This window comes from Streptomyces liliiviolaceus, from assembly GCF_018070025.1.
Taxonomy (GTDB): domain Bacteria; phylum Actinomycetota; class Actinomycetes; order Streptomycetales; family Streptomycetaceae; genus Streptomyces; species Streptomyces liliiviolaceus.
In genome coordinates this window covers 1,057,143-1,081,661 of record NZ_JAGPYQ010000001.1, presented here as the reverse complement: position 1 = coordinate 1,081,661, position 24,519 = coordinate 1,057,143, and the positions used below count along the sequence as shown (strand labels likewise).

General features: G+C 70.3%; 27 protein-coding genes. 17 read left to right on the top strand and 10 right to left on the bottom strand.

Going from position 1 to position 24,519, the window contains the following annotated elements:
- Positions 1–3 precede the first annotated feature (3 nt).
- Together J8N05_RS04690 and ygfZ are read left to right on the top strand one after the other, a co-directional pair.
- Positions 4–525, top strand: coding sequence for a Fur family transcriptional regulator (locus J8N05_RS04690; protein WP_247706149.1), 522 nt, complete (start codon positions 4–6; stop codon positions 523–525).
- A gap of 34 nt (positions 526–559) precedes the next feature.
- Positions 560–1,546 (top strand): CAF17-like 4Fe-4S cluster assembly/insertion protein YgfZ, encoded by a 987-nt coding sequence (ygfZ, locus tag J8N05_RS04685; RefSeq protein ID WP_210881210.1) that lies wholly within the window; start codon positions 560–562, stop codon positions 1,544–1,546.
- Between the two features lie 35 nt (positions 1,547–1,581).
- On the opposite strand, the gene dtd is transcribed toward ygfZ, so the two are convergent.
- Entirely contained in the window at positions 1,582–2,007 is a 426-nt protein-coding gene (dtd, locus tag J8N05_RS04680) for a D-aminoacyl-tRNA deacylase (RefSeq protein WP_210881209.1), read from the bottom strand.
- A 204-nt stretch (positions 2,008–2,211) separates the two neighbouring features.
- Here dtd and J8N05_RS04675 point away from each other — a divergent pair, with 204 nt between their 5' ends.
- Both J8N05_RS04675 and J8N05_RS04670 read left to right on the top strand, forming a co-directional pair.
- Positions 2,212–2,874 (top strand): RsiG family protein, encoded by a 663-nt coding sequence (locus J8N05_RS04675; protein ID WP_210881208.1) that lies wholly within the window; start codon positions 2,212–2,214, stop codon positions 2,872–2,874.
- A gap of 168 nt (positions 2,875–3,042) precedes the next feature.
- Positions 3,043–4,308 carry a GNAT family N-acetyltransferase gene (locus J8N05_RS04670; RefSeq protein ID WP_210881207.1) on the top strand — a complete coding sequence of 422 codons (1,266 nt, stop codon included), beginning with the start codon at positions 3,043–3,045 and terminating at the stop codon, positions 4,306–4,308.
- Between the two features lie 191 nt (positions 4,309–4,499).
- On the opposite strand, the gene J8N05_RS04665 is transcribed toward J8N05_RS04670, so the two are convergent.
- Complete coding sequence (locus tag J8N05_RS04665) at positions 4,500–4,685, bottom strand: hypothetical protein (protein WP_210881206.1); 186 nt, start codon at positions 4,683–4,685, stop codon at positions 4,500–4,502.
- A gap of 265 nt (positions 4,686–4,950) precedes the next feature.
- Between J8N05_RS04665 and J8N05_RS04660 the strand changes: the two genes are divergently transcribed.
- A complete protein-coding gene (locus J8N05_RS04660) occupies positions 4,951–5,802 on the top strand; it encodes a winged helix-turn-helix domain-containing protein (RefSeq protein WP_383935402.1) in 852 nt (283 codons plus the stop codon).
- A 55-nt stretch (positions 5,803–5,857) separates the two neighbouring features.
- On the opposite strand, the gene J8N05_RS04655 is transcribed toward J8N05_RS04660, so the two are convergent.
- Positions 5,858–6,046 carry a hypothetical protein gene (locus tag J8N05_RS04655; protein WP_210881204.1) on the bottom strand — a complete coding sequence of 63 codons (189 nt, stop codon included), beginning with the start codon at positions 6,044–6,046 and terminating at the stop codon, positions 5,858–5,860.
- Between the two features lie 265 nt (positions 6,047–6,311).
- Between J8N05_RS04655 and J8N05_RS04650 the strand changes: the two genes are divergently transcribed.
- Complete coding sequence (locus tag J8N05_RS04650) at positions 6,312–7,190, top strand: winged helix-turn-helix domain-containing protein (RefSeq protein ID WP_210881203.1); 879 nt, start codon at positions 6,312–6,314, stop codon at positions 7,188–7,190.
- Positions 7,190–7,927, top strand: coding sequence for an HAD family hydrolase (locus tag J8N05_RS04645; RefSeq protein WP_247706148.1), 738 nt, complete (start codon positions 7,190–7,192; stop codon positions 7,925–7,927). Before J8N05_RS04650 ends, J8N05_RS04645 begins: the two co-directional genes overlap by 1 nt.
- On the opposite strand, the gene J8N05_RS04640 is transcribed toward J8N05_RS04645, so the two are convergent.
- A complete protein-coding gene (locus J8N05_RS04640) occupies positions 7,918–8,106 on the bottom strand; it encodes a hypothetical protein (protein ID WP_210881201.1) in 189 nt (62 codons plus the stop codon). The genes J8N05_RS04645 and J8N05_RS04640 overlap by 10 nt on opposite strands.
- Positions 8,107–8,275: 169 nt before the next feature.
- On the opposite strand from J8N05_RS04640, the gene J8N05_RS04635 reads away from it, so the two are divergent.
- Positions 8,276–9,193, top strand: coding sequence for a winged helix-turn-helix domain-containing protein (locus J8N05_RS04635; protein WP_247706147.1), 918 nt, complete (start codon positions 8,276–8,278; stop codon positions 9,191–9,193).
- A gap of 29 nt (positions 9,194–9,222) precedes the next feature.
- Here the strand turns inward: J8N05_RS04635 and J8N05_RS04630 are convergent, their stop codons facing one another.
- Positions 9,223–9,516, bottom strand: a complete 294-nt coding sequence (locus tag J8N05_RS04630) for a hypothetical protein (protein ID WP_210881199.1) — start codon at positions 9,514–9,516, stop codon at positions 9,223–9,225.
- A gap of 224 nt (positions 9,517–9,740) precedes the next feature.
- On the opposite strand from J8N05_RS04630, the gene J8N05_RS04625 reads away from it, so the two are divergent.
- The 3 genes from J8N05_RS04625 to J8N05_RS04615 all read left to right on the top strand — a co-directional run bounded on the left by J8N05_RS04625 (position 9,741) and on the right by J8N05_RS04615 (position 13,659).
- Entirely contained in the window at positions 9,741–10,799 is a 1,059-nt protein-coding gene (locus tag J8N05_RS04625; protein ID WP_308286792.1) for a phosphotransferase, read from the top strand.
- A 117-nt stretch (positions 10,800–10,916) separates the two neighbouring features.
- Positions 10,917–11,537 (top strand): TetR/AcrR family transcriptional regulator, encoded by a 621-nt coding sequence (locus J8N05_RS04620; protein ID WP_210890018.1) that lies wholly within the window; start codon positions 10,917–10,919, stop codon positions 11,535–11,537.
- A 40-nt stretch (positions 11,538–11,577) separates the two neighbouring features.
- Positions 11,578–13,659, top strand: a complete 2,082-nt coding sequence (locus J8N05_RS04615; protein WP_210881197.1) for a HelD family protein — start codon at positions 11,578–11,580, stop codon at positions 13,657–13,659.
- 36 nt (positions 13,660–13,695) lie between these two features.
- Here J8N05_RS04615 and J8N05_RS04610 read toward each other — a convergent pair whose 3' ends face one another.
- Complete coding sequence (locus tag J8N05_RS04610; RefSeq protein ID WP_210881196.1) at positions 13,696–14,586, bottom strand: nitroreductase/quinone reductase family protein; 891 nt, start codon at positions 14,584–14,586, stop codon at positions 13,696–13,698.
- Positions 14,587–15,152: 566 nt separating this feature from the next.
- On the opposite strand from J8N05_RS04610, the gene J8N05_RS04605 reads away from it, so the two are divergent.
- The 3 genes from J8N05_RS04605 (at position 15,153) to J8N05_RS04595 (ending at position 17,164) form a co-directional block, all read left to right on the top strand.
- Positions 15,153–15,536, top strand: a complete 384-nt coding sequence (locus J8N05_RS04605; protein ID WP_210881195.1) for a hypothetical protein — start codon at positions 15,153–15,155, stop codon at positions 15,534–15,536.
- A gap of 132 nt (positions 15,537–15,668) precedes the next feature.
- Positions 15,669–16,295: a carboxymuconolactone decarboxylase family protein gene (locus tag J8N05_RS04600; protein WP_247706146.1), complete on the top strand. Its 627-nt coding sequence runs from the start codon at positions 15,669–15,671 to the stop codon at positions 16,293–16,295.
- The gene (locus J8N05_RS04595) at positions 16,292–17,164 is read left to right on the top strand and encodes an RNA polymerase sigma-70 factor (RefSeq protein WP_210881194.1); all 873 of its coding nucleotides are present in this window, start codon (positions 16,292–16,294) and stop codon (positions 17,162–17,164) included. Before J8N05_RS04600 ends, J8N05_RS04595 begins: the two co-directional genes overlap by 4 nt.
- A 73-nt stretch (positions 17,165–17,237) precedes the next feature.
- Here the strand turns inward: J8N05_RS04595 and J8N05_RS04590 are convergent, their stop codons facing one another.
- Complete coding sequence (locus tag J8N05_RS04590; protein WP_210881193.1) at positions 17,238–18,116, bottom strand: GNAT family N-acetyltransferase; 879 nt, start codon at positions 18,114–18,116, stop codon at positions 17,238–17,240.
- A 142-nt stretch (positions 18,117–18,258) separates the two neighbouring features.
- Here J8N05_RS04590 and J8N05_RS04585 point away from each other — a divergent pair, with 142 nt between their 5' ends.
- The 3 genes from J8N05_RS04585 to J8N05_RS04575 all read left to right on the top strand — a co-directional run bounded on the left by J8N05_RS04585 (position 18,259) and on the right by J8N05_RS04575 (position 20,080).
- Complete coding sequence (locus J8N05_RS04585; RefSeq protein ID WP_210881192.1) at positions 18,259–18,837, top strand: helix-turn-helix domain-containing protein; 579 nt, start codon at positions 18,259–18,261, stop codon at positions 18,835–18,837.
- A 139-nt stretch (positions 18,838–18,976) separates the two neighbouring features.
- Positions 18,977–19,570 carry a hypothetical protein gene (locus J8N05_RS04580; RefSeq protein ID WP_210881191.1) on the top strand — a complete coding sequence of 198 codons (594 nt, stop codon included), beginning with the start codon at positions 18,977–18,979 and terminating at the stop codon, positions 19,568–19,570.
- Positions 19,571–19,741: 171 nt separating this feature from the next.
- Positions 19,742–20,080: a DUF2516 family protein gene (locus J8N05_RS04575; protein ID WP_210890017.1), complete on the top strand. Its 339-nt coding sequence runs from the start codon at positions 19,742–19,744 to the stop codon at positions 20,078–20,080.
- 193 nt (positions 20,081–20,273) lie between these two features.
- On the opposite strand, the gene J8N05_RS04570 is transcribed toward J8N05_RS04575, so the two are convergent.
- The 3 genes from J8N05_RS04570 to J8N05_RS04560 all read right to left on the bottom strand — a co-directional run bounded on the left by J8N05_RS04570 (position 20,274) and on the right by J8N05_RS04560 (position 24,422).
- The gene (locus J8N05_RS04570; protein ID WP_210881190.1) at positions 20,274–21,764 is read right to left on the bottom strand and encodes a PP2C family protein-serine/threonine phosphatase; all 1,491 of its coding nucleotides are present in this window, start codon (positions 21,762–21,764) and stop codon (positions 20,274–20,276) included.
- A gap of 516 nt (positions 21,765–22,280) precedes the next feature.
- Entirely contained in the window at positions 22,281–23,378 is a 1,098-nt protein-coding gene (locus J8N05_RS04565) for a C40 family peptidase (RefSeq protein ID WP_210881189.1), read from the bottom strand.
- Between the two features lie 234 nt (positions 23,379–23,612).
- On the bottom strand, positions 23,613–24,422 hold the full coding sequence (locus tag J8N05_RS04560) for a class I SAM-dependent methyltransferase (protein ID WP_210881188.1): 810 nt from the start codon (positions 24,420–24,422) through the stop codon (positions 23,613–23,615).
- Between the last annotated feature and the right edge of the window lie 97 nt (positions 24,423–24,519).

Genomic DNA, 24,519 nt, shown 5'->3' with positions numbered 1-24,519 from the left:
GGTGTGGTGAGCACTGGAAGCAGCACCGAAGGCACGGGCGCGGGCACGACGGGTGCGGGCGCCGACTGGAAGAGCGATCTGCGGCAGCGTGGCTATCGGCTCACGCCTCAGCGGCAGCTCGTGCTCGAAGCGGTGGACACCCTGGAGCACGCGACTCCCGACGACATCCTCGTGGAAGTGCGCAAGACGGCGTCGGGCGTCAACATCTCCACGGTGTACCGCACCCTTGAGCTCCTGGAGGAGCTCAAGCTGGTCTCGCACGCGCATCTGGGGCACGGTGCGCCCACGTACCACCTCGCGGACCGGCACCATCACATCCATCTGGTCTGCCGCGACTGCACGAACGTCATCGAGGCGGACATCGAGGTCGCCGCCGACTTCACGGCCAAGCTGCGCGAGACCTTCGGGTTCGTCACCGACATGAAGCACTTCGCGATCTTCGGCCGCTGCGAGGAGTGCGCGGCGAAGTCCGGCACGGGTACGGGTACAGGCACGGGTACTGGCACCGGGACCGCCGGGAAATAAATAAGGCCACCGCGCGGTCGTAGGCTGTGTGGATATGAAGAGCCCTCTGCTGTCCCTGCCCGGTGCCGTCCCCGCCGAGGGAGCGGACGAAGGCGTAGCCGCCCATTACGGCGACCTGTTCCGCGAGCAGCGTGCCCTCGCCGACGGCACCGGTTTCGTGGACCTCTCGCACCGCGGGGTGGTCGCCGTCACCGGTTCGGACCGGCTGAGCTGGCTGCATCTGCTGCTCACCCAGCACGTCAGCGACCTCCCGGCCGGCCAGGCCACCGAGGCGCTGATCCTCTCCGCGAACGGCCACGTCGAGCACGCGCTGTATCTCGTCGACGACGGCACGACGACCTGGGCGCACGTCGAGCCCGGCACGCAGGACGCGCTGCTCGCGTACCTGGAGTCGATGAAGTTCTTCTACCGGGTCGAGGTCGCCGACCGCACCGGCGATCTCGCGGTCGTGCATCTGCCCGCCGGTTCCATCGCCGAGGTCCCCGAGGGTGTCGTCGTGCGCGAGACCTCGTACGGGCGGGATCTGTTCCTGCCGCGCGCGGATCTTGAGTCGTTCGCCGGGGGCGCGGGCGAGGACGGCGTCAAGCACGGGCCCGCCGTCGGGCTGCTCGCCTACGAGGCCCTGCGCGTCGAGCAGCACCGGCCGCGGCTCGGTTTCGAGACCGACCACCGCACCATCCCGCACGAGCTGGGCTGGATCGGCAGCGCGGTGCATCTGCAGAAGGGCTGCTACCGCGGCCAGGAGACCGTCGCCCGCGTCCAGAACCTGGGCAAGCCGCCGCGCAGGCTCGTCTTCCTGCACCTGGACGGCAGCGAGGTCCATCTGCCGCCGCACGGCACGGAGCTGCGTCTCGCGGACGAGGGCGCGGAGGGCCGCAAGATCGGTTTCATCACGACGTCCGTACGCCATCACGAGCTGGGCCCGATCGCCCTCGCCCTCGTCAAGCGGAACGTGTCCCTCGACGCCCGGCTGACGGCCGACGGGACGGCCGCCGCCCAGGAGGTCGTGGTCGAGCCGTAGACCCGCGGCCCCCAGGGCTACGGCTCGACCGGGCTTCACATGTCGATCAGTACGGTGAACGGGCCGTCGTTCGTCAGCGAGACGCGCATCTGCGCGCCGAACCTGCCCGTGGCCACCGTCGCGCCCAGCGAACGGAGTTGGGCCACGACCTCGTCCACGAGGGGCTCGGCCACATCGCCGGGGGCCGCCGCGTTCCAGGTGGGGCGCCGGCCCTTGCGGGCGTCCCCGTAGAGGGTGAACTGGCTGATGACGAGCAGCGGCGCGTCGATGTCGGAGCACGACTTCTCGTCGGCCAGCATCCGTACGGACCAGAGTTTGCGGGCCAGTTGGGCCGCTTTCTCCTTCGTGTCCTCATGGGTCACCCCGACGAGGACGCACAGTCCCTCGCCGTCGATCTCCCCGACCGTCTCACCGTTCACGACGACGCTCGCGCCGTCCACCCTCTGCACCACCGCACGCATGCGGTCCATCATGCCGTGCGTCCGCCCGGCCCCGTCACGCGCACCGGACGGCCCCCCGACGCCGACGCCACGACCTCCGTACGGGGTGTTTCTTATTGATCCTTAACAGTCCATCTGGGGCCGATCGGGGGCACTCGGTCACATAGCGGCCACTTGGGGTGGCACGATGCTCACACGCGCCGGTCGAGGGGACGGTTGAGGCACATGAGCACACCGAGTACGGGGCAGTCACCCGGGTTCGTATCGCTGATCCGGGGGGAGCCGCCAAGGGCGCCGACGTCGATCCAGGCGGTGCGTCCGCCCACCCAGCGAACGGACAGTCCGATGCCGGAGCCCGCGCCCGCCGTACCCGAACTGGGCGTCCTGCGCCTGCCCGAACTGCGCGGCCTGCGCAGGGACGCGCAGCGGGACGAGGCCGATCTGAGTTACGTACGGCGGCTGTTGCAGGGGCGTATCGACATCCTGCGGGCCGAGGTGGGACGGCGTACGGAATCCCCCGGGGAGGTCCGGGACGACGGCCACGGGGTGCCGGTCGTCGGGGAGGCGTCGGTCGTCGCGCGGCTGTCGGAGATCCTCACCGACGGGCCCGCCAGACACCGTTCGTCGGCGCGGCACGTGACCGTGGGGACGCCGTACAGCGAGGAGTACCGGCTGCTGGCCGCCGAGATGCTCTCCGAGGTCGAACTGTCCGACCTGGAGGCGCGTACGGATCTGGAGCTGAGCACCGCGATGGGGCGGCTCGTGCGGTACGAGCAGCAGGTCTCGCGGCGGCGGCAGCAGTTGCAGCGGACGGCCGACGACTGCAGCGCGGAGATCGCCCGCAGATACCGCGAGGGCGAGGCCCAGGTCGACGACCTGCTCATGTAGCCGACGGGCGGGCGTGGGCGGGCACGAGAGGTGCCGGACGGGGTCGGCCGCACCCGACCTCCACGCACCTGGACACCCACACCGACACCGGCACCGGCACCGGGGAGCCGACGCCCCGGCGCCGTAATCCGCACGACAGCCTTCGGACCGTATGCCTAGCGTGAGCGCATGAACCCGCTGAACCCGCGCCAGGACATCGACGTACGCCCCATCCGTGACGACGGGGTCCCGGAGTGGACCCGTGCGTTGAACACCGGTTTTCTCCGGCCGCCGAGTGTGTCGGAGGCCGAGATCGCGGACCGCGGCGGCTACCTCGTGCCCGAGCGGACGCTGGGGGCCTTCGACGGCGAGCGGTGCGTGGGGACCTTCCGGTCGTTCCCGCAGGAGATCACGGCGGTGGGCGGCGCGGCCGTACGGGCCGCCGCCATCACGAACGTGACCGTGACCTCCACGCACCGCAGGCGGGGCATCCTGACGCGGATGATGGCCCGGGAACTGGCCGCCGCCGAGGAGCGGGGCGACGTCGTGGCGACGCTGATCGCCGCGGAGTACCCGATCTACGGGCGGTACGGGTTCGGGGCGGCGACGACGGCCGCCGAGTGGACCGTCGACGTCCCGCGGACGGGGCTCGACCCCCGCCGGGCCGGCCCCGAGGACGGCGGCCGTGTCGACCTGGTGGACGCCGACGAGGTACGGAAGACCGGGCCCGAGCTGTACGAGCGCTTCCGGCGGGCGCAGCCGGGCGCGGTCGACCGGAGCGAGCGGTGGTGGCGGATCGCCACCGGCGCGCTGCTGCTGGACCGGGTCACGTGGACCGAGCCCTTCCACGCGGTGTACCGCGATGCGCGCGGCGAGGTCGAGGGGCTGCTCTCGTACACCGTGGACGACCGCTGGGGAGACGCGAAGCAGCCGCTGCAGACCGCGAAGGTCACGGACCTGATCGCCGTCTCGCCGGCCGCGGAACGCGCCCTGTGGCGGTACGTCTGCTCGATCGACTGGGTCACGCGGGTCAGGACGGGGTGGCGGGCGCCGGACGACCTGCTGCCGCATCTGCTGCCTGACCCGCGCGCGGCGGCGATCACCTCGCAGGCCGACTGGCTGTGGGTACGGATCCTGGACGTCGTGGCGGCCCTGGAGGCACGGACGTACGCGGCGACCGGCGCCCTCGTCCTGGAAGTGACCGACGGGCAGGGGGCGGCCGGGGGCCGGTACCGGCTGGATGCCTCGCCCGAGGGCGTCAGCTGTGTCCGGACCACGGAGGACGCCGAACTGACGCTGGGGATCGCCGAGTTGAGTGAACTGTGGCTCGGGGGCGAGTCCGCGGTGCGGCTCGCGGCGCTGGGCCGGGTCCGGGAAGAACGAGCGGGCGCCGGCCCGTTGGCCGACGCCCTGCTGCGTACGTCCAGGCGACCGTGGTGCCCGGACATCTTCTGATCTGCTTGCTCCTACTCATACTCCTACTTCGACTTCTGCTTTTGCTTCCTTTCCACTCTCGATCCGGTCGTGCAGGTCATCCGTAGCGATTCAGTTGTTGTGCGGTGGTGCGGTGGTGCGGGCCGACCGGGCTCCCGGCTCCCCTCCGGAAGGGAACCCGGTCGGCCGGACTGACGGGCGGTGAGGCCCGGTCAGCCGGACTGGGCGAGCAGCAGCACGAGGATCACGGCCCCGATGCCGCCGATCATTGAGTTCTTGGCCTTGATGCCGATGGCGAGGGCGACGAAGGCGACGAGGCCCATCACTCCGTACTTCACCTGGAGCAGCTGCTCCAGGCCGATGGCGAGGGCGGCGACGAGGATGGCGATGAGCGGCATGCGGTCCCTCCTTCGGGACGGGGAGGCGGACCCCCGCTGGGACCGATCCACCTGATCGCCTGCTGCGACTCTGGCGGCCAACCCCCCGGAAGCCTGACCATGTTGCTCAAGTTGGTGACCAACTTCAATAAAGTTATCTCCACTTGGATACGTCTCATAACCATCTTCACGATAACTGCCCAAAGATGGCGCGAAGTTGTAGTGTTTGGCCGTGGACCCGGAACACGTCGCCGTCAATGGGCGGAAGAGGGCACAACGGCCACAGATGTCACACCGCGAGGTGGCCGACGAGCTGCGCAGCCGGATCGTGTCGGGTGAGCTGCGGGCGGGCGAGCGCATGCCCACCCAGGCCAGGCTGGCCGACGAGTTCGGAGTCGAGCGCGGGACCGTACGGCAGGCGCTGCGCATCCTGCAGTCGGAGAACCTGCTGTCCAACGTGTCCAAGGGCAGTCCGGCGACCGTCGCCGAGAGCGTGGAGAAGGCGCTGACCGGGCCGGCGGCTCCACCGCGGACCACCATGGTGGCGCTGGCCTCACGGATCACGGCCGCCTTCTCGGCGCCCCATGTGGAGATCGACGCCCTGTGTCTGACGGCCGTCTCCCTGACGCTCGCGATGGGCGAACCGCTGCGCCTCATCCACGAGGGCCGATTAAAACCGGCCAGGATCGACGTCCGCGTGCTCCTGCCGTCCCGCGACATCGATCTCGCCTTCCCGGCGGCGGTGGACGCGACGGAGGACGGGGAGCGGGTGCGGCGGCGGTGGCTGGCCCAGCGCAACGCCCAGGGCCAGGTCCTGAAGCACAACCTGCTGGCGCTGCGGGCGACGCACGGCATCGACGTACACATCACGTTCAGGGCCCTGCCGTTCACTCCGCCGGTGAAGTTGTACCTGCTCAACGAGGCGGAGGCGCTCTTCGCGTACTACACGCTGTCGCGGCGGGGGGCGGAGATCGACAGTGAGTACCTGGAGACGTACGACGCCGAGGGGACCCAGTCGACGCTGTTCGCCTTCGAGCAGGGGGAGGGGCTGCGGGCCACGACGTTCGTGGAGCAGTCGCATCTGTGGTTCAACGCACTGTGGGAGACCATCAGCTCGGAGCTGGTGCTCACGGGCTGAGGTCTCCCACAGTGCGCGGTGTCTGCCGTTCGTCGTGCGGGCGGGCCGCCGCAGGTCATAGGGCGGGTCCCGCGAACATCAGCGCCAGGACGACGGCCCCGATCGAACTGCAGGTGGGACTTTTCATCTTCAGACCCACAGTGAGCAGCAGCAGTCCGACGGCGCCGCTGGGGCCGTACTGCCATTCCACGAACTGCTCGAATCCGACGACGAGGAGGGCGGAGAGTAGGGCGATGGCGGGCATGGTGGTTCCTCCTTCGGGTCTTGCGGGGGCGGGCGGGAGAAGTGCGAGGGTGCTGTGGTGCGATGGTGAGCGGTGGTGCGTGGGTCGTGCTCCGGTGCCGCTGAGGCGCGGAACCTTCCCAGCTGCCAACTACTTGCGAGAGGAAGGGGAACTTCCGCCATCTTCACCAAGTTGGCAACCAACTATGCTTAACTTATCCCCAGTTGGTACCTATCTCAAAACAACTTTCAAACAACTCCCCATAGATGGGCCAAAGTTGTAGCGTTTGGTCGTGACCCAGGAGAACGTGGCAGTGAACGGCAGCAGAAGGCTCTCGCCGCAGGAGATCGCCGACATCCTGCGGGACCGCATCCGCGCGGGCGACCTGCGCGCCGGCGACCGCCTGCCCACCCAGGCGGAGCTCGCCGACGAGTTCGGCGTGGAGCGCGGCACGGTCCGCCAAGCCCTGCGCGCGCTCCAGGACGACGGCCTGCTCAGCAACGTCAGCAAGGGCAGCCCGCCGCGGATCGCCGAGGTCACCCACACCCGGGACGAACCCCAGCCGACGATGGTCGCGCTCGCGCCGCGGCTGGTGGAGGCGTTCGCCGCGCCGCGCGTGCGGATAGACGTCGTCTGCCACACGGCGGAGACCCTGATGCTGGCCATCGGCGACCCGGTCCGCAAGATCCACGAGGGCACCCTGCGCCCCGAGTCGATCGACGTCCGCATCCTGGTGCCGTCCCGGGAGATCACCCTCGCCTTCCCGGTCTCCGTCGACAGCGACGCCGACGACGACCCGGTCCACCAGCGCTGGCTGGACATGCGCAACGCCCAGGGCCACGTCCTGCGGCACAACCTCCGCGCCCTGCGCTCCTCGCACGGCATCGACGTACGGGTCACGTTCCGCGCGCTGCCGTTCACCCCGCCGGTGAAGCTGTACCTGCTCAACGGGCAGGAGGCGCTGATCGGTTACTACGTCCTCACCCGGCGGGAGGAACCGTACGAGAGCCAGACCCTGGAGATGTACGACGCCCTGGGCTCCGAATCCCTCCTCTTCTCCTTCCTCACACGCTCGGGCCAGCGAGACGGCGCGTTCGTGGAGGAGTCGCAGAAGTGGTTCGACGGGCTCTGGGAAACCATCACCACGGACCTGACACTCTCCTAGTGACTACTGATACGCAGCAGACTGGTCCGGTGACAGCAGAGACAGAAAACCTTTACGCGGTGATCGAGCAAGCCCGTTTCGTCCTGTTCGACTTCGACGGGCCGATCTGTCGGCTCTTCGCAGGTCACTCGGCGGAGGATGTGGCCAAGGACCTCGTGAGATGGCTCGAACAGCAGGGCCTCCGTGAACTCCTCACCGAGGAGGAGCGCGTCCACCCCGACCCGATGGCGGTCCTGTACGCGGTCAACCGCCGTCATCCGCACAGCGATCTCGTGGTCGAACTGGAGGACCGGCTCACCCAGCAGGAACTCAAGGCGGCGCCTTCCGCGTGGCCCACTGAATTCGCGGACCCGCTGATCCGGACCTGGAGCGCGATCGGCGTGCGGCTGGCCGTGGCGACCAACAACTCACCCCGTACAGCGGCCTCTTACCTGGAGGGCCGGGGTCTGGCCGACTGCTTCGTGCCCAACATCTACGGCCGCACGCACGACCTGGACCAGCTCAAGCCGCACCCGCACTGCCTCAATCGGGCCATGAACGCCCTGGGCGCCGCCCCGCGGTCCACCCTCATGATCGGTGACGCACCCTCGGACCACCAGGCCGCGGAAAGGGCCGGTGTCCAGTTCCTCGGCTACGCGCGTAACAGCCACAAGGAGAAACTGCTGCGGGACGCCGGAGCCGAGCACGTGGTGGGTTCGCTGGAACCGGTGCTGCAGGCCCTACGGGGTCAGGCCTGAAGCTGGAGCGTCAGCAGGAAGAAGAGCCCGGCCGACCACCAGGCCAATCGGGGGTACCCCGCTCGTACCCCCACCAGCAGAAGGGCCAGCAGGACCAGACCCGCGAAACCGAGCCGTGCCTGGACCAGTTGCGTGATCGCGAACTTGACGCCGATGCCCAGTAGCAAGCAGAAGAGCATGTTCCCCACCCCGTCCACTTCAGCGAATCAATCAACAAGCGGTCCAATTGGACCGGTTGTATTGGATTGGTTTCCCCTTGCCGGGAGATCCCTTAACCGGCAGGCTGATTGGCTGGTGGACTTGACTGAAAACCGGTCTGCCCGTGGGCCGGAGAGGTACGGTCAGCATGTGAGCGAAGAGCGGAGCGGTGATGGAGGCGGCAAGGAGTTCGCACGCGTCCTGGAAGAGCTGCGCAACCGCATCATCACCGAGACCTACCCCCTGAACAGTGTCCTGCCGACGCAGCGGGCGCTGGCCGAGGAGTTCGGGGTCTCCCGCGACACCGTCCAACGGGTGGTGAAGGCACTGGCTGCCGAGAAGCGGATCGAGTCCCGTCAGGGCAGCGGATCGCGAGTGGTCAAGACCCAACGGATTCACCCGGCAGCGGTGCCGCAGGACACAACACCTCGCCCCAGCACGCTCGGCCCGATCATGACCGAGGCGTTCAGCCGTCCGGAGGTCGGACTGGACGTCTTCACGCTGACCGGTGAATCCCTCGTCACCCACGTTCGCGTGCAGGACGAGAGGATGCGCCGCAAATCCGAGCCCGCCCCACAACGCATCACCATGCGCGTTCTGGTGCCGTCCGGGGAAGTGGACCTGCCCTTTCCCCGGGCCAAGGACGATCCGGCGGACCCGCGTCCGGCGAAGCACGTACGGGCCATCGCGCTCGGATCCATCACCTCGCTACGCAACATCCTTGAGTTGCTGCGCGTCCACAAGAAAGTGGCAGAGGTCGATCTGCAGATCCGCTACACCACGGTGGTCCCGAACTTCAAGTTCTATCTGCTCAACGGCTCGGAGGCGCTGTTCGGGCTGTACCGGGTGGTCGATCGCCCGATCATCCTCGCGGACGGTGAGGTGCTGCCGGCCATGGATGTCGAAGGCGTCGGCGCCCATCTCATGCACTACGTGAGCGATGAGGATCCGAACTCCCCGGGCTCCTTCTTCGTGGACAGCATGCAGAGCTATTTCGATTCCCTGTGGAGTGTGTCGTCCGACGCTGCCCGCCAGGGTCCTGGCGGCGGCCAGGACCGAGGTGTGTGACGCGGCCACACCGTCCGCATCGTTGTGCTTCAACTGCCGTCGGCCGCTCCGAGATCGCGCAGTGCATCCCGCAGGGGCTCGACGCCCGAACGCTGAACGGCGGAATCCACGGAAGCGTATTCGTACCGAGTGACGATGGCGTCGGCCTGGGCCAGGGGCTCACGGTCGTGATGCTCCGGCGCTCCGTCGAGTACGTCCCTGAGATGCAGGAGGATCCCGTGCGAGTCGTGGCAGTCCTCCGCCGCACGGTCGAGAGCGCGCCTGCCACCGGGTCTGCCGTGCGAGGGCCACCTGATCGTCACCGGGGCCGTGCGAAGCACCATGCTCCATACCCCTGCAGGGTCGTCGCAGGCCGGGCAGTCGTCTCTGCACGAACGGACATCCGTATCGCAGGCAGGGATGGATGCGGTCGACAGCCTGGCCCGTGGAGTGATACTCAACCGCGGGAGAGTAATCTCTCCCCTCCTTCACCATCGGTGCGGCACATGCGAGAGAACGAACTATGTCACCCGAATCGGCTTCCCTGGCTCGGCGGCGAGCCGTTGAGGTGAGTGGCGACGCGGACGTGGTCGAGGGGCCACTTCAGGGCTACCACCACGAAACGTACGTCTTTCCGCTGCCCGGCGGAGCGGAGGCTGAATCGGCGGTCCGCGTGAAGTGTCGTGAGCCGAGAAGCAACTTGCTGTGGTTCGACCGTCGTTGCTTCGAGTCGGAGGAGCAGCTGCTGCGGGCCCTCCAGGGGATCGTCGACGGCATCCCCGAAATCGTCCAGGCGGGTCCGGTCGGTCTGCAGCGGTTCATCGAGGGGCAGACGCTGGGTTCGCGGTGCGGGTCGGGCAGCGCCGTTCCCCACTCCGTCCTGGATCAGATCGTCGGGTTGTTCAGACAGTTGGCCGGCATCAGATCCGAGGCGCTCGTGGCGGACAGGAGATGCGAACTCCGGGACCGCGCGAGGGAGGGCGACACCTCGGACTTCCTGGAGCGGCTCATCTGTTTCACCGAAGAACGTGTCTACCAGGAGAACCTGCCCGCTTTCGAGGAACTGTTCGCCTCGTTCGGTGTGGACGGCGACTCCTTCAAGCGCCTCAGAAAGCATGTGTCCGGGCTGACCGAACGTCCTTTCTGTCTGCTGCACGCAGACCTGCACCGTGAGAACTTCATCGTCGATCCCGGAGGTCGTCTCTGGACCATCGACTGGGAATTGGCGATGGTCGGTGATCCTTTGTACGAACTGGCAACGCACCTCTACTTGATGCGGTATCCGAGGGCGCAGGAGGATCGGATGAAGGCGAGGTGGCACCGGACGGTCGAGGACGTCGCGCCCGGCAGTTCGGCCGGCTGGGAAGAGGACCTGCCGAAACTGCTCGACTACAAACGAGCCCAGTCGGTCTTCACCGACGTCATCCGTATGTCTTTGTCGCTCGGTACAGGGCCGGACCCGGACGCCGGTGCCCTCGGCCGGGCGGGCGGCAAGATACAGAAAGTGCTGGCTGCCGCCGCGGAACCGCTGGGGCTGGAGAAGGTGCCGAGCCTGCCCGATATCTCGGTCTCCCTCCTCCGGTGGTACCGGCAGCGTGAAGAGGGTCTGTATCCCCGAACCGGTTGACGCGAAGGGGAGGGCGGTCGTCCGGAAACTGCGTAGGCTCGGGGCATGGGCGAGACGGGTGCGTGGGGCGCGGCTGAGGCCAGTGGTGCGTCCGGTGTGAGAGGCGCCGTGGGTGCCATGGGCGCCATGGGGCTGCGTGAGCGCAAGAAGCTGCGGATGTACCAGGACGTCTCCGACATCGCCATCTCGCTCTTCCTGGAGAAGGGGTTCGAGCGGGTCTCCGTCGCGGAGGTCGCCGCCGCGGCCGAGATCTCCAAACCGACCCTCTTCCGGTACTTCTCCTCCAAGGAGGACCTCGTCCTGCATCGGTTCGCCGATCATCAGGCCGAGGCCGCGCGGGTGGTCGGGGAACGGCCGCCCGGGCAGTCCGCGACGGACGCCCTGCGGCTGCACTTCCTGGCCGGGATCGAGCGCAGCGACCCCGTGACCGGCGTCAACGGCGATCCCCAGGTGCTCGCCTTCCACCGGCTGCTGTACGGGACCCCGTCGCTCGTGGCCCGGCTGTACGAGTACCTGGAGCGTTCCGAGGCCGCGCTGGCCGCGGCCCTCGGCGGGGACCTGGAGGCGCGCCTCGCCGCCGGGCAGACAGTCGCCGTCCAGCGGATCCTCGCGATGGACAACTGGCGGCGGATCGCCGGGGGCGAGGACATCGCGAAGGTGCGCCGGGACGCCGTCGTCGCGGCCGAGGCCGCCTTCGCGAGACTGGCGGCGGGACTCCCCGCGTACGAGATGGAGTAAAGAATGTAACTCGGTTGCGTTATTCGCGTACGCTGCCCGAATGACGTCAGCCGACCCCGAACGCACCCTCGCCGACTCCCTCCGCTCCCTCCGTCATGAGCGCGGCTACCACGACCTCTGCCGCGCTGCCCTCGCCGCGATGGTCGACGGCGCCCAGGAACACGTCGTCACCGGAGAGGACGTGTCCGCGTCCGGCGCCGACGCCGAAGTGCTCGGGTACGCGCTCCGCAGCCGTGCGAAGGAGATGCGGGAACTGCCCGAAGGGCCGCTGTTCTTCGGCCGGTTGGACTTCCGGACGGACCCCGCGGCCGGTGACCACGCCGGGCAGGGCTATCACATCGGGCGCCGCCGCATCAGCGAGCACCCCGCGGCCCCGCCCCTCGTCGTCGACTGGCGCGCCCCCGTCTCCCGCGCCTTCTACCAGGCGAGCGCTCGCCGTCCACAGGGTGTGGGTGTACGGCGGCGGTTCGGCTGGGCGCCGGGCAGCCGGGGGGAGTCGGCCGACCTCACGGGACTTGAGGACGAGCACCTCGGCGACGCGCGTCCGGAAGCCTCCGGCCTGCGGAGCCGCATCCTCACGAACGAGATCGAGCGCCCCCGGGTCGGCCCGATGCGCGACATCGCGGCGACCATCCAGCCGGATCAGGACGACCTCGTACGGGCCGATCTCGCCGTGTCCGTCTGCGTGCAGGGCGCGCCCGGCACCGGAAAGACGGCCGTCGGGCTGCACCGGGCCGCGTACCTGCTCTACACCCATCCGCGGCGCATCCGGCGCGGCGGACTGCTGATCCTCGGGCCGAACCCCACCTTCCTCTCCTACATCGCGGAGGTGCTGCCCGCGCTCGGCGAGACCGGCGTGCGGCAGTCGACGATCGGGGACGAGATCGGCCGGCATCCGGTCAGGGGCGAGGACGACGAGAGCGCCGCCGTCGTCAAGCACGACGCCCGCATGGCGCGGGTGCTGCGGCGCGCCCTCCACTCCCGGGTGGACCCGGCGGGGGGCGAGGGCCTCGGTGATCTCGCCGTGCCCGACGGTTCGTACCGCTGGCGGGTGTCAGCCGGTGCGCTCGCGCGGATCGTGGCGGGCGTACGGGCCGAGGAGCCGCCGTACGCCGTCGGACGTGAGCGCGTACGGACCCGGGTCGTGCGGAACGTACAGGCGCAGGCCGAACGGCGGGCCGGGCCCCAGTCCAACGCCTGGCTGCAGAGGATCTCCCGGGCGCGGTCCATCGGCGCGTACGTCGACTCGGTGTGGCCCAGGGTGCGGCCGGAGGAGGTCGTCGCGGAACTGCTCGGCGATCCGGACGCGCTGGCCGCCGCGGCCGACGGGGTGCTGGACGCGGACGAACAGAAGGCGGTCCTGTGGGGCCGGCCGCCCCGGTCGTGGAAGTCCGCCCGCTGGTCCGCGGCCGATCTGGTCCTGCTCGACGAGGTCGCGGGCCTGATCGAACACCCTGACGGCTACAGCCACTTGGTCGTCGACGAGGCCCAGGACCTGTCGCCGATGGAGTGCCGGGCGATCGGCCGGAGAGCCGCCTTCGGGTCGGTCACGGTCCTCGGCGACCTCGCCCAGGGGACCACGCCGTGGGCCGCCCGGGAGTGGGGCGAACTCCTCGCCCACCTGGGAAAGCCCGAGGCGTCGGTGGTGCCGTTGACCACCGGGTTCCGGGTGCCCGGGGCGGTGGTCGAACTGGCGAACCGCGTACTGGCCCGGCTGGACGTGGGGGTGCCCCCGGGTCGCTCCCTGCGCACGGACGGCGAGCTGCGGATCCACCCGACGGCCCCCTCGGACGTGCTGCGGGAGACGGCCGAGTGCGTCCGCCGCGCGCTCACGTACGAGGGGTCCATCGGGGTCGTCACCGCCGACCCGGACGTCGTACGGGTGCGGGAGGCGCTCGGAGCCGCTGGGATCGAGGCCGCCGAGGTGAACCAACTGGGCGCCCGGGTAACGGTGTTGGGGGCCGGTGTCGCGAAAGGGCTCGAATACGACCACGTCGTGGCCGTGGAACCGGCCGCGATCGCGGAGGGCGACGGGCGGGGGCTGCGCCGGTTGTACGTCGTGCTGACGCGGGCCGTGTCCAGACTGGACGTCGTGCACGCGCGGCCACTGCCGTTCGATTGAGTCGACCAATGCGGGTGAGGGGCGGCGCCCGGTGGGCTAGTGCGCCGACCCGGCCGCCCTGGCCGATCCGGTCGGCGCGTCCAGTACGGGGATCAACTGCTCCTCCTCGTACGTCAGATGCGCCTCCAGCGCGATGGTGAGGCGCTCGACCTCCGCGCGTACGTGTGCGGGGTCCGCCGAGCTGGCCGGGTCCGTCGGGTCCGCGCCGACGACCTGTTTCAACTCCGCCGTCAGCTCGGCGATCCGCTCGTGCTCCTCGCGCAGACGGTCGAGGACCGGGGCGAGGTCCGGGTGGCTGTCCGCCAGGAACGGGAACATGGCGATGTCCTCGCCGGTGTGGTGGTTGTGCAGGCCCTGGCAGAACGTCAGGCAGTTGATGCGGAGCTGGGCCCCGAGCGTGGGGCCCGCGTTGCCGATCTCCTTGCGGATCAGGGCGAGTTCGCGCCGGAAGGCGTCGTGGATCAGCTGCACGTACTGGCCCATCGAGGAGGCGCTCACGTTCGGCGGACCGTCGCTCGGAACCTGGTGGAGGACGACCACCGGGATCACCCGGCTGGTCCTGGCCTGGTAGTCGGCCCAGCCGGGGTCGGCCTCGACCGCTCGGGCGAACGCGTCGTCACGCGCGGCGCCCGCCAGGACCTCGGCGGTGGCCTCGTACGTGAACACCCCGCTCTCCACGGTGACCTGCGGATGCGCGACCAGGTTGTGGAACCAGTCCGGATGCTTCGGAGCACCCGCGGCCGAGGCGATGACCAGCACGTCCCCGTCCCCGTCGGCGAAGTACGCGACCGGAGTGGTGTGCCGCTCCCCGGAACGGGCTCCCGTGGTGGTCAGCAGGATCAGCCGGGCACCCTCGAAGGGGCCGCCGACCTCCCCGGCGTTGGCGCGGAATTCTTCGATGATCTGCTGGTTGAAGTCGTTGGGCATTCTTTTCTCTCTGCTGGATTCATTCCGGAAAAGGGCATGGGGCTGGAAATGGGCATGGGGAATCGCCGCGGGGCGAATTGCACACCGTGCACGGTGGAACCCGCGGTGAATTGAGCGCAGGGCGGCGCGGGCAGCGCGGGGCAGCACAGCAGGGCTGCACCGCAGAGCGCATATGCGCATGCGGGCGCGGTGAAGATGGTGAGGGCGCGCGACGAGACGTGCTGGTACCAGGCGTGCGGGTACGAGACGCGCGGGTACCGGGCATGCGGGTACTGGACGCGTGGATACGCGCGCGAAGGCACACTGGGCGGCAACGTCGTGCGGCGCCTGGTGCGAGTACGTAAGTGAAAGGGCGGCCCTCTGGCCCGCCCGGGCCTCACTCGGAGGCCGGGAACCCTACTGTTTTCTGGCCAATGGCCGACCCGGCAGTCACGGCGAAAATGCTATGGGAATGCGCGCGTTCAAGCAATGGCTTTCAGGGAATCGGTTGTCGCAAAGGCTCTTTTGTCGAGCCGTGACCGGTGCACGGTGGACCGCCGGCACCCCTCCGTGGTCGACTCCTTGCCATGAGTCTGTCGGTCGATGTGTATGTGCCCCGCGCGGAGGGCGGCATCGAGGTGCTGGACGTTCCGCCCGGGTGCTCCGACGCGGCGGGCCGGGAGGACTGGCGCACCGAGGTGTGGGGGTCGGAGCCGGTCCGTTCGCTGGGCGCGCGGTTCCTTCCGCGGCTCGCCACCGAGGACCTCACCGTGGCACCGGACGAGGTGCCCGCCTTCCTCGCCGAGTGCGATCTCGTCCGTACGCTGCTGGGGCGGATCACCGCACCCGCCAGTGACGTGAGCCGCGCCGCCGACGTGAGCTTCGCCGTCGACGTGCGCCGCAGCCTGGACAACATCGTGGCCGCGGCCCGGCGGGCGGCGGACATCGGCGGCGGGATCATCATCTGGTAGGCGACAGCCGGAGCCGTGGCGATGTCACGTTCGCGAACCGGCCGGTGTCTTCATGCCGTTCACGCTTCATGCCTCACGCTTCACGCTGCACGGCGAACCGAAGCGGCAGACGTCCGAGGAGGACAAGACACCATGGCACTACGCATCACGAAGGCGGAACTCCCCGCCGAGGTCGAGGAAGAGCTGATCAAGCAGTTCGGCGCGGTCCCCGAGCCCTTCGCGGTGACCGCGCACCATCCCGCTGTCGCCTGGGACTCCTCGGAGATGGGCGGCAAGGTCAATGAGTGGGACATGGCCGACGAGGGACTCAAGACGTTCGCCCACATGGCGGTTGCGGCGCTGGTCGGCTGCGGTTGGTGCCTCGACATCAACTACTTCCAGGCGCTGAACAAGGACCTGGACCTGACCAAGGCGAGCCAGGTGCCGCGCTGGCGGGAGTCGGAGGTGTTCACCCCGCTGGAACGGGACGTGCTGGAGTACGCCGAGGCCATGACGCACACCCCGCCGACCGTCACCGACGAGCAGTACGCGAGCCTGCTCGACCAGCTCGGCGAGGCGGCCCTGGTCGAACTGACCGCGTCTGTCGCCTTCGCCAACCTGGCGACCAGGAACAACTCGGCGCACGGGATCAGCTCGCAGGGCTTCTCCGACGCGTGCGGAATCCCGCTCGCCGCGCGGGCGGACGGGCGGCCGGACGGGCAGTCGGGCACACGGCCGGGCGCGCGTCCCGCGGAGTCCGGCGCGGTGCCGACGGCATGACCGGCGACGCCGATCCGTTCGTCGTCCATCGCGCGCTGCTGTTCACGGTGGCCTACGAGATGCTCGGGTCGGCGGCCGACGCCGAGGACGTACTCCAGGAGTCCTGGCTGCGGTGGGCCGACGTCGACCGGTCGCAGATACGTGACCCGAGGGCGTACCTCGTCCGGGTCGTCACACGGCAGGGACTCAACCGGCTGCGGACGCTGTCGCGCAGCCGGGAGGAGTACGTGGGTGAGTGGCTGCCGGAACCGCTGCTGACCAGCCCCGATGTCGCCGAGGACGTCGAACTCGCGGAGAGTGTGTCGATCGCGATGCTGACCGTCCTGGAGACGCTCGGGCCCACTGAACGGGCGGTGTTCGTGCTCCGCGAGGTCTTCGAGATGCCGTACGGCGAGATCGGCGAGGCCATCGGCAAGTCGGCGGCCACGGTGCGGCAGGTCGCGCGGCGGGCCCGCGAGCACGTGGCCGCGCGGCGCCCGCGGGTACGGGTGAGCCCGTCGGAGCAACAGGCCGTCGTGGAACGGTTCCTGCTCGCGCTGCGGACCGGGCAGTTGCGCGAGCTGATGGAGATCATGGCGCCGGACGTGGTGCTGGTCGCCGACGGGGGTGGTCTCGTGCCCGCCGCGACGGCTCCGGTCCACGGGGTCGAACCGGTGTCGGTGCTGCTCGCGCGCGTCAGCCAGGTGGCCGCGGTGGCCGGGACGACGGTCGTGTGGCTCAACGGCGCGCCCGCGGTACGCATCGAGACGGGCGGCGAGTCGACCGCGGTGAGCCTCGTCGTGGAGGACGGGCGGGTCACCCGGATCTACGTCGTGAGGAACCCGCACAAGCTGACACGGCTGGACGAGCCGGCGGAACTCGCCAGGTAGGGGGGAGGGGGGCGTGTAAGGGGGGTGACACGGTCACCCGGTCGCTCGGCCACTTGGCTACGCGGCTACGCGGCTACGTGGCCAAGTGGTCTCTCGCGAAGTCGTACGCCGACCAGTTGGTGAGCAGGCGGTAGCCGAGGCGCTGGTAGAGGGCGTTGCTGGTGGGGTTCGCCAGGTCCGTGAACAGGACGACCTCGCGCGCGCCCGCTGCCAGCGCGGCCCGGCTCACCTCCGCCGTCACGGCGCCTGCGTACCCGTGACCGCGCAGGTGGGACGGGGTGTAGACGACATCCACCTGCACCTGGCCGCCGATCACCGGGTTCATGCCCGCGACGGAGACGGGGGTGCCGTCGGGGGTCTCCCAGAGTGTGTAGGTCTTGTCGGCGTAGCGGGTGCCGGCCCAGGAGTCGGCGTCGATGGAGACGTCCTCCCCGGTGGCTCTGGCGAACTCGCCGCACCAGTACATGACGTCGTCGAGGTCGTGCTCGCCCAGCAGGCGGCTCCGGCCCGCCGGGTGCGGATCGGGCGGGGTGAGGGTGCCGAGGCGGTACAGCCCCAGCCGGGTGTCACGGGGTGTCGGTGTCGCGCCCGTGCGCCGCCGCCACGCCTCGGCGAAGAGGGCTGCGGTGCCGTCGTCCGCGCTGACGGCGGGGAGGGAGTGCCCGAGCGCGGCCAGGCGGGCGGCGAGGCCGTCGGCCTGCTCGGGGGTGAGCGGGGTGGGGACCAGTGCGCGGGAGGGGAGCCGGTAGCAGGCGGCGCGGACCTCACCCGCCTGCTCCAGCACCCCGAAGAGGGGCGGCTCGACACCGAAGGCCGCGGCCCCACGGGCCCGCAGTCGCGCGGTCCACGTCAGCGGCATGACGTGCAGACCGGGCCGCGAGCGCAGGAAACCGCCGGCTCGGGCGAGGAAGTCGTCCACATCTTCGGTGAGGTGCCAGTCGTCCGGTCGCATACGGGGCAGTCCTTGGGTCGGGAGTTGGAACAGAGGGTCAGGGTCAGGGTCAGGGCCGGCGGTCGAGGGTCTGGCAGTGGCGTGGCGCACTTTTGCAAGCATGTGCTTGCAATAGTTAGCGCGGGTGGTGCAGGGTAGGGGCATGGCATCGCTCAACGTCGGCAATCTTGGTGAGTATCTGCGGGACCAGCGGCGCAACGCGCAGCTGAGTCTGCGGCAGCTCGCCGAGGCCGCCGGGGTGTCCAATCCGTATCTGAGCCAGATCGAGCGCGGGCTGCGCAAGCCGAGCGCGGAGGTGTTGCAGCAGGTCGCCAAGGCCCTGCGGATCTCCGCCGAGACGTTGTACGTCCGCGCCGGGATCCTCGACGCCGAGCGCGACCGGGACGAGGTGGAGACGCGTGCGGTCCTCCTCGCCGACCCGACGCTCACCGAGCGGCAGAAGCAGGTGCTGCTCCAGATCTACGAGTCCTTCCGCAAGGAGAACGGGTTCGAGATCAAGGCGGTCGAGGGCGTGCCGGACGCGGAAGGCGTGCCGGACGCGTCGGACATGGCGAACGTGTCGGACGTATCCGCCGTCACGCGCGTAACGGATGGCGGGGACACCGTCGTTGACAGGGCCCGCACGGCCGACGGCAGCGATGCCGCAGAGAACGACCCGCACGACCCGCGACACCCGCATGACCAGCACGATCAGCACGACCAGCAGTCCTCCGCGAGCTGACCGGGCCCGGCACCACGACCGGGCACGGCACGTCCCGGCACGGTCCCGTTCGGGCCGGCCGGCCGTCGGCCACGGAGTAGCGACAGACAGACCACACCCTCACGCTCCACGCTTCAGCGATTCCGGGAGGACCATCACCATGGCCATCACCGACGACCTCCGCAAGACCCTCAGCGACCCGACCCCGCTCTACTTCGCCGCCGGTACGGCCGACCTGGCCCTCCAGCAGGCCAAGAAGGTGCCGGGCCTCGTCGAGCAGCTGCGCGCCGAGGCGCCGGCCCGTATCGACGCCGTGCGGGGTATCGACCCGAACGCCGTCCAGGAGAAGGCCACCGCCCGCGCCAAGGAGGCGCAGGAGACCCTTCAGACCCGGGTGAACGGCTTCATCAGCACCCTGGACACCGACCTGAAGAAGATCGGTGAGACGGCTCAGGACTTCGCCCTGCGCGGTGTCGGCGTCGCCGCCGAGTACGCCGTGAAGGCGCGCGAGACGTACGAGAAGGTCGCCGAGCACGGCGAGCAGACCGTGAAGACCTGGCGCGGCGAGGCGGCCGAGGAGATCGAGGAGCTGGCGATCGCCGTCGAGCCGAACCCCGAGCCGGCCGAGGGCACGATCGCGACGCCCGCCGAGGCCAAGACCGCGCCCGCCCAGGCCAAGAAGGCGCCCGCGAAGAAGGCCCCGGCCGCCCGCAAGACCACCGCGGCCAAGAAGTCGACGCCGCCCGCGAAGTAGGACGGCGGGCGCGTACACGTACATGTACGCGGACAGAAGGAGCGTGCACGCAAAGAGCGCGTACGCGAAGAGAACGGGTCGGGCGCTCCGGGCACTATCGGAGTTCCCGGCCCGTTCTGCGGGTACGGTGACCGCGACAGCACGACGGACTAGACACGGGTGGTGGGCAAAGTGCTCCTGACGGCATTCGGCGGCCTCATGTGGCTGATCTACACCGCCATGCTGGTGCTCGCGGTGGTGGCGCTGGTCATGGCCGGGCTGGCCCGCGACGACGCCTACCGCGCCGCGAACAAGCAGACCAAGATGTTCTGGCTGATCCTGCTCGGTCTCGCCGTGGCCGTGAACCTGCTGGTGCCGATGCTCTTCCTGCAGATCGCGTTCCTCGTCGCCACGATCGTCTTCTTCGTGGACGTCCGACCCGCGCTCCAGCAGGTCTCGGGCGGCCGGGGTGGCCGCCGGGGCGGCAGCAGCAGCGACGGGCCGTACGGGCCGTACAACGGCGGCCGCTGAGCCGTTGCCTGGAGCGGCGTGTACTGAGCGTGCGGGTCCGGTGCGAAAAGCCGGGGCGCAGCCCCGGCTTTTCAGGGGCGCGGGGAACTGCGCGACCAGCCCCCACGGCGCCGCACGCTCCATCACGGCGCCGCACGCTCCATGAATCCGCCGGCCGCGAGGGCTCACGAGTAGCGGCAGCGCAACCGCGGGCTTACGCCACGCGGTCCAGCAGCAGCACCGCCACGTCGTCCGTCAGCTCCCCGCCGTTGAGGTCCCGCACCTCGTTCACCGCGGCCCGCAGCAGTTCCTCGCCCCGCAGCCCCTCGGCCAGCTGGCGGCGGACCATGTCCACCATCCCGTCCTGGCCGAGCCGCTCCCTGCCCTCGCCGGTGCGGCCCTCGATCAGCCCGTCCGTGTAGAGCATCAGACTCCACTCGCCGCCCAGCTCCACCTGCTGGCGCGGCCACCGCGCGTTCGGCAGCAGACCGAGCGCGGGGCCGCCGTTCTCGTACGGCAGCAGCTCGGCGACGGGAGGCACTCCGGCGTCGGCGCCCGCGTCGCCGCCCCCGTCGGCGCCCACCAGGGCCCGGGAGCGGGCCGGACGCGAGATCAGCGGGGCGGGATGGCCCGCCAGGCACAGGCCCGCGCGGCGGCCGTCCGGCGCGATGTCCACCGTGCAGAGCGTCGCGAAGATCTCGTCGCTGTCGCGCTCGTGCTCCAGCACCTGCTGGAGCGTCGACAGCAGCCGGTCGCCGCACAGGCCCGCCAGGGTCAGCGCACGCCAGGCGATCCGCAGCTCCACCCCGAGCGCGGCCTCGTCGGGGCCGTGGCCGCAGACGTCGCCGATCATCGCGTGGACGGTGCCGTCGGGGGTGCGGACCGTGTCGTAGAAGTCGCCGCCGAGCAGCGCGCGCGAGCGGCCGGGCCGGTAGCGCGCGGCGAACCGCAGCGAGGAGCCCTCCAGGAGCGGTGTGGGCAGCAGACCGCGCTCAAGGCGTGCGTTCTCCTGCGCGCGCAGCTTGGACTCGGTCAGCCGTCGTTCGGCCCGGTCGGACCGTTTGCGCTCCACCGCGTAGCGGACCGCGCGGCTCAGCAGCCGGCTGTCCAGCTCGTCGCGGAAGAGATAGTCCTGGGCGCCGACGCGTACGGCTTCCGCGCCGCGCTCGGTGTCCTCCGCCGGGGTCAGCGCGAGGACGGCGTGCCGGGGCGCGAGCCGCAGCACATGCCTGAGCGTGGCCAGCTCGTCGTCCGCCTCCGCCTCCGCCGCCCCCTCGGACGTGGTCGCGGGGCCGGGCGTCCGCAGCGTGAGGTCGAGCAGGACGCACTGGACGTCGTCGGTGAGCAGCCGCTCGGCCTCGGTGAGGTTGCGGGCGGTACGGACCCGGATCTGGCGGCCGGCCGCGTCCCGCAGTTCGGGCACGGTCAGCGCGCCGGCCGGATCGTCCTCGATCACGAGCAGCGTCAGCGGGGCGGTGCCGCCCGCGGCACCGCTGTCATGGGCGTCGTCGTTGTCGGCGGTGTCGGCGGTGACGCCGTGGGAGGCGTCGCCTGAGGTGCCGTGCCTCGTCGAGGACGGCTCCTGGCCGGACAGGGCGCCGAGCGCGGGCGCGGCCTGTGCCGGTCCGCCGGATGGAGACGCGGCGTGAGCCTGTCCACCTTCCACGGCGGGGATCGCTCTCTGCCGCGGTACGGGTACGGGCATCGTCTTGGGTTCCTTCCCTCCCCCCGAGGGCACGGTGCGTCGAGGGATCTCGATCCACCGACGGGGACCATAGCGTCAGGCGCCGTCACATAGGAATGGCGGCAGCCCACGCGCACGGAAAACGGCCGCCGTCATATGCCGCATCCTGTACCGCAATTGGGCAGGATGTGCGCTTGTACGGGATGACGTACATCACGCCCCACCGGTTTAGCGCCGGCTCCGAACGTGCCGCGTATCACGTGCGGCAGGTCACTGGGGCAAGTCTCTGGGGCAGGTCACCGAGGCAGGCCGCAGCGGTGAAAGCGGCGCCGGGCGGACCGGGGCGCCGCACAGAAGCGACAAGTGTCGCCGCACGGGACGCATGGGACATCGGGTGCACCGAGGTGGCGGGCGGCGTGCCCGCGGCCGGGCGGCGCGTCGGGCGGACGCGCGCCCCCGTACGGATCCCTGACCCCGGATCCCTGACCCCGGATCCCTGACCCCGGATCCCTGACCCCGGACTCCGGACCCCGGGCCTCACTTGCCCGGGCGGACCACTCCGAGTATCGGCATCGAGCCCGCCCCCGCGATCGTCACCGTACGACCGGGGCGCGGTGCGTGGATCATCGCGCCGTCGCCGATGTACATCGCGACATGGCTGGCGTCGGAGTTGTAGATGATGAGGTCGCCGGGGCGCATGGCCTCGACGGCGACGCGGTCGAGCTGCTTCCACTGCTCCTGCGAGGTGCGGGGGATCGCCTGTCCGGCGGCGGCCCACGCCTGTGAGGTGAGCCCGGAGCAGTCGAACGTCTTCGGCCCCTCGGCGCCCCACTCGTACGGCTTGCCGATCTGTGCCGTCGCGTACTCCACGGCCTTCTTGCCCTGGGCGGAGGCCTTGCCGCTGATCTCGTCGAGGATGCCGGAGTCCAGCCAGGTCGTCTGCGCCTCGTACGCCGCCTGCTGCTCCAGCTTCGCCAGGCGCTCCTTCTCGTCCTTCTCCAGCTGGGACTCAAGCTTCTCGGCGGCGGCGATCTGCTTCTTGATCTTCTTCTTGGCCTCGGCCTTCGCCTCGCGGTTGGCCTCAAGCTTCGTCCACTGGGCCGCCGCGTCGCGCGCGTACTGCTCCAAGTCCTGCTGGGTGCGCCGCATCTCGGCGAGCAGGCCCTTGGTCGCCTGGGCGCCCTGGCGGATCCGGCCCGCACCGTCCAGGAAGGCCTCCGGGTCGTCGCTGAGCATCAACTGGGCCTGGTCCGGCAGCCCGCCGACGCGGTACTGGGCGCGGGCGGCGGCGCCCACGCGCTTCTTCAGCTCGACCAGCCGGGCCTTGCCCTCGACGATCTCGCGGGCGAGCGCGACGATCTGCGTGGACTGCTTCTCGGTCCGCTCCTCGGCGAGGTTGTACGCGTCCGTGGCGACCGACGCGTCGTGGTACAGCCCCTCCAGCTTCACGCGGACCGCTTCAAGGTCCGCGGTGCTCACGGGTGTCGGACTCGCGCTCGGGCTCGGCGTCCGGGTCGGTGTCGGGCCGGGCGGCGGCGTCGGGGCCGCGTAGGCCACCCCCGGCGCGGCCAGGATGACTGCCGCGCAGGCCAGGGCCATGGCCGTCGTGGTCACGCTCCGCACACCGGTCACCATGAACCGACCCCCAAAACTGATTTACCGTCAGTAACTTAGGAACGCCCCGGGGATCGTGCCATGTCGGCGCGGAATATGACAGAGGCGGGCAAGAACTCCCGCTTCCCTTCCGCCCCTTCCTTCCCCCTCACTGCCCACTCGGTGGTGATCTCCTTCGCGTTCCCCACCAATGTGACGAATGACTCACCGAGATCGTTCCCACCACGTCAGAGGGCTGCCGGGGGCGTCCCGTTCCTACGCGCCCGGCGCCAACGCGTCCCACCGCACGGTCACTTCGCCCTGCCGCCACCGCGCCACCCCGTCCACGACCGGCCAGTCGGCCGTCAGATCGCGGACCGCCCGGATCCAGCGCTGCCGGGCGCCGTACGAGGCGTACGGCGCCGCCGATGCCCATGCGCGGTCGAAGTCGCGCAGGAAGGCGTGCACCGGCTCACCCGGGACATTGCGGTGGATGAGGGCCTTGGGGAGGCGTTCGGCGAGGTCGGACGGACGCTCCAGGGAGCCGAGACGGGTGGCGAACGTGACGGTCCGCGGACCCTCGGGGCCGAGCGCGACCCACACGTGCCGACGGCCGATCTCGTCGCACGTGCCCTCGACTAGGAGCCCGCCGCGCGAGCCGGCGTCCGCCGGCGCCAGGCGTGCGCACAGCCGGGCCCACACCGCGGCGACCTCGGCCTCCTCGTACTGCCGCAGGACGTTCGCCGCGCGGATCAGCGTCGGCCGGACGGGCAGCGGGATCTCGAAGCCGCCGTGCCGGAACCGGAGACCGTCGCGTTCGTACGGTTTTGCGGCGGCGACCCGGGCCGGGTCGATCTCGACGCCCACCACGCGCGCGCGGGGAGCGGCGGTACGCAGGCGCTGGAGCAGCTCGACCGCGGTCCACGGGGCCGCGCCGTAGCCGAGGTCGACCGCCACGGGGTCGTCGGCGTGGCGCAGTGCGGCGCCGTGGGTGGCGGCGATCCAGCGGTCCATGCGGCGCAGGCGGTTCGGGTTGGTGGTCCCGCGCGTCACCGTCCCCACGGGTTTCGCTGCGCGGGCGTTCATGGGGTCAAGGGTAAGCGGCGCGCTGGTGGGAACTCCGGGTCGGTGCGGGCCTCGCGGGGGCTGCCGCCCCCGGGCCCCCGCTGTCGGCCTGAACGGC

Excerpts from the sequence above, each read along its gene's own strand:
- ygfZ (WP_210881210.1), top strand. The coding sequence starts at position 560 with ATGAAGAGCCCTCTGCTGTCCCTGCCCGGTGCCGTCCCCGCCGAGGGA.
- dtd (WP_210881209.1), bottom strand. The coding sequence starts at position 2,007 with ATGCGTGCGGTGGTGCAGAGGGTGGACGGCGCGAGCGTCGTCGTGAAC.
- J8N05_RS04675 (WP_210881208.1), top strand. The coding sequence starts at position 2,212 with ATGAGCACACCGAGTACGGGGCAGTCACCCGGGTTCGTATCGCTGATC.
- J8N05_RS04670 (WP_210881207.1), top strand. The coding sequence starts at position 3,043 with ATGAACCCGCTGAACCCGCGCCAGGACATCGACGTACGCCCCATCCGT.
- J8N05_RS04665 (WP_210881206.1), bottom strand. The coding sequence starts at position 4,685 with ATGCCGCTCATCGCCATCCTCGTCGCCGCCCTCGCCATCGGCCTGGAG.
- J8N05_RS04660 (WP_383935402.1), top strand. The coding sequence starts at position 4,951 with ATGTCACACCGCGAGGTGGCCGACGAGCTGCGCAGCCGGATCGTGTCG.
- J8N05_RS04655 (WP_210881204.1), bottom strand. The coding sequence starts at position 6,046 with ATGCCCGCCATCGCCCTACTCTCCGCCCTCCTCGTCGTCGGATTCGAG.
- J8N05_RS04640 (WP_210881201.1), bottom strand. The coding sequence starts at position 8,106 with ATGCTCTTCTGCTTGCTACTGGGCATCGGCGTCAAGTTCGCGATCACG.
- J8N05_RS04630 (WP_210881199.1), bottom strand. The coding sequence starts at position 9,516 with ATGGTGCTTCGCACGGCCCCGGTGACGATCAGGTGGCCCTCGCACGGC.
- J8N05_RS04620 (WP_210890018.1), top strand. The coding sequence starts at position 10,917 with ATGGGCGCCATGGGGCTGCGTGAGCGCAAGAAGCTGCGGATGTACCAG.
- J8N05_RS04615 (WP_210881197.1), top strand. The coding sequence starts at position 11,578 with ATGACGTCAGCCGACCCCGAACGCACCCTCGCCGACTCCCTCCGCTCC.
- J8N05_RS04610 (WP_210881196.1), bottom strand. The coding sequence starts at position 14,586 with ATGCCCAACGACTTCAACCAGCAGATCATCGAAGAATTCCGCGCCAAC.
- J8N05_RS04605 (WP_210881195.1), top strand. The coding sequence starts at position 15,153 with ATGAGTCTGTCGGTCGATGTGTATGTGCCCCGCGCGGAGGGCGGCATC.
- J8N05_RS04600 (WP_247706146.1), top strand. The coding sequence starts at position 15,669 with ATGGCACTACGCATCACGAAGGCGGAACTCCCCGCCGAGGTCGAGGAA.
- J8N05_RS04595 (WP_210881194.1), top strand. The coding sequence starts at position 16,292 with ATGACCGGCGACGCCGATCCGTTCGTCGTCCATCGCGCGCTGCTGTTC.
- J8N05_RS04590 (WP_210881193.1), bottom strand. The coding sequence starts at position 18,116 with ATGCGACCGGACGACTGGCACCTCACCGAAGATGTGGACGACTTCCTC.
- J8N05_RS04585 (WP_210881192.1), top strand. The coding sequence starts at position 18,259 with ATGGCATCGCTCAACGTCGGCAATCTTGGTGAGTATCTGCGGGACCAG.
- J8N05_RS04580 (WP_210881191.1), top strand. The coding sequence starts at position 18,977 with ATGGCCATCACCGACGACCTCCGCAAGACCCTCAGCGACCCGACCCCG.
- J8N05_RS04570 (WP_210881190.1), bottom strand. The coding sequence starts at position 21,764 with ATGCCCGTACCCGTACCGCGGCAGAGAGCGATCCCCGCCGTGGAAGGT.
- J8N05_RS04565 (WP_210881189.1), bottom strand. The coding sequence starts at position 23,378 with ATGGTGACCGGTGTGCGGAGCGTGACCACGACGGCCATGGCCCTGGCC.
- J8N05_RS04560 (WP_210881188.1), bottom strand. The coding sequence starts at position 24,422 with ATGAACGCCCGCGCAGCGAAACCCGTGGGGACGGTGACGCGCGGGACC.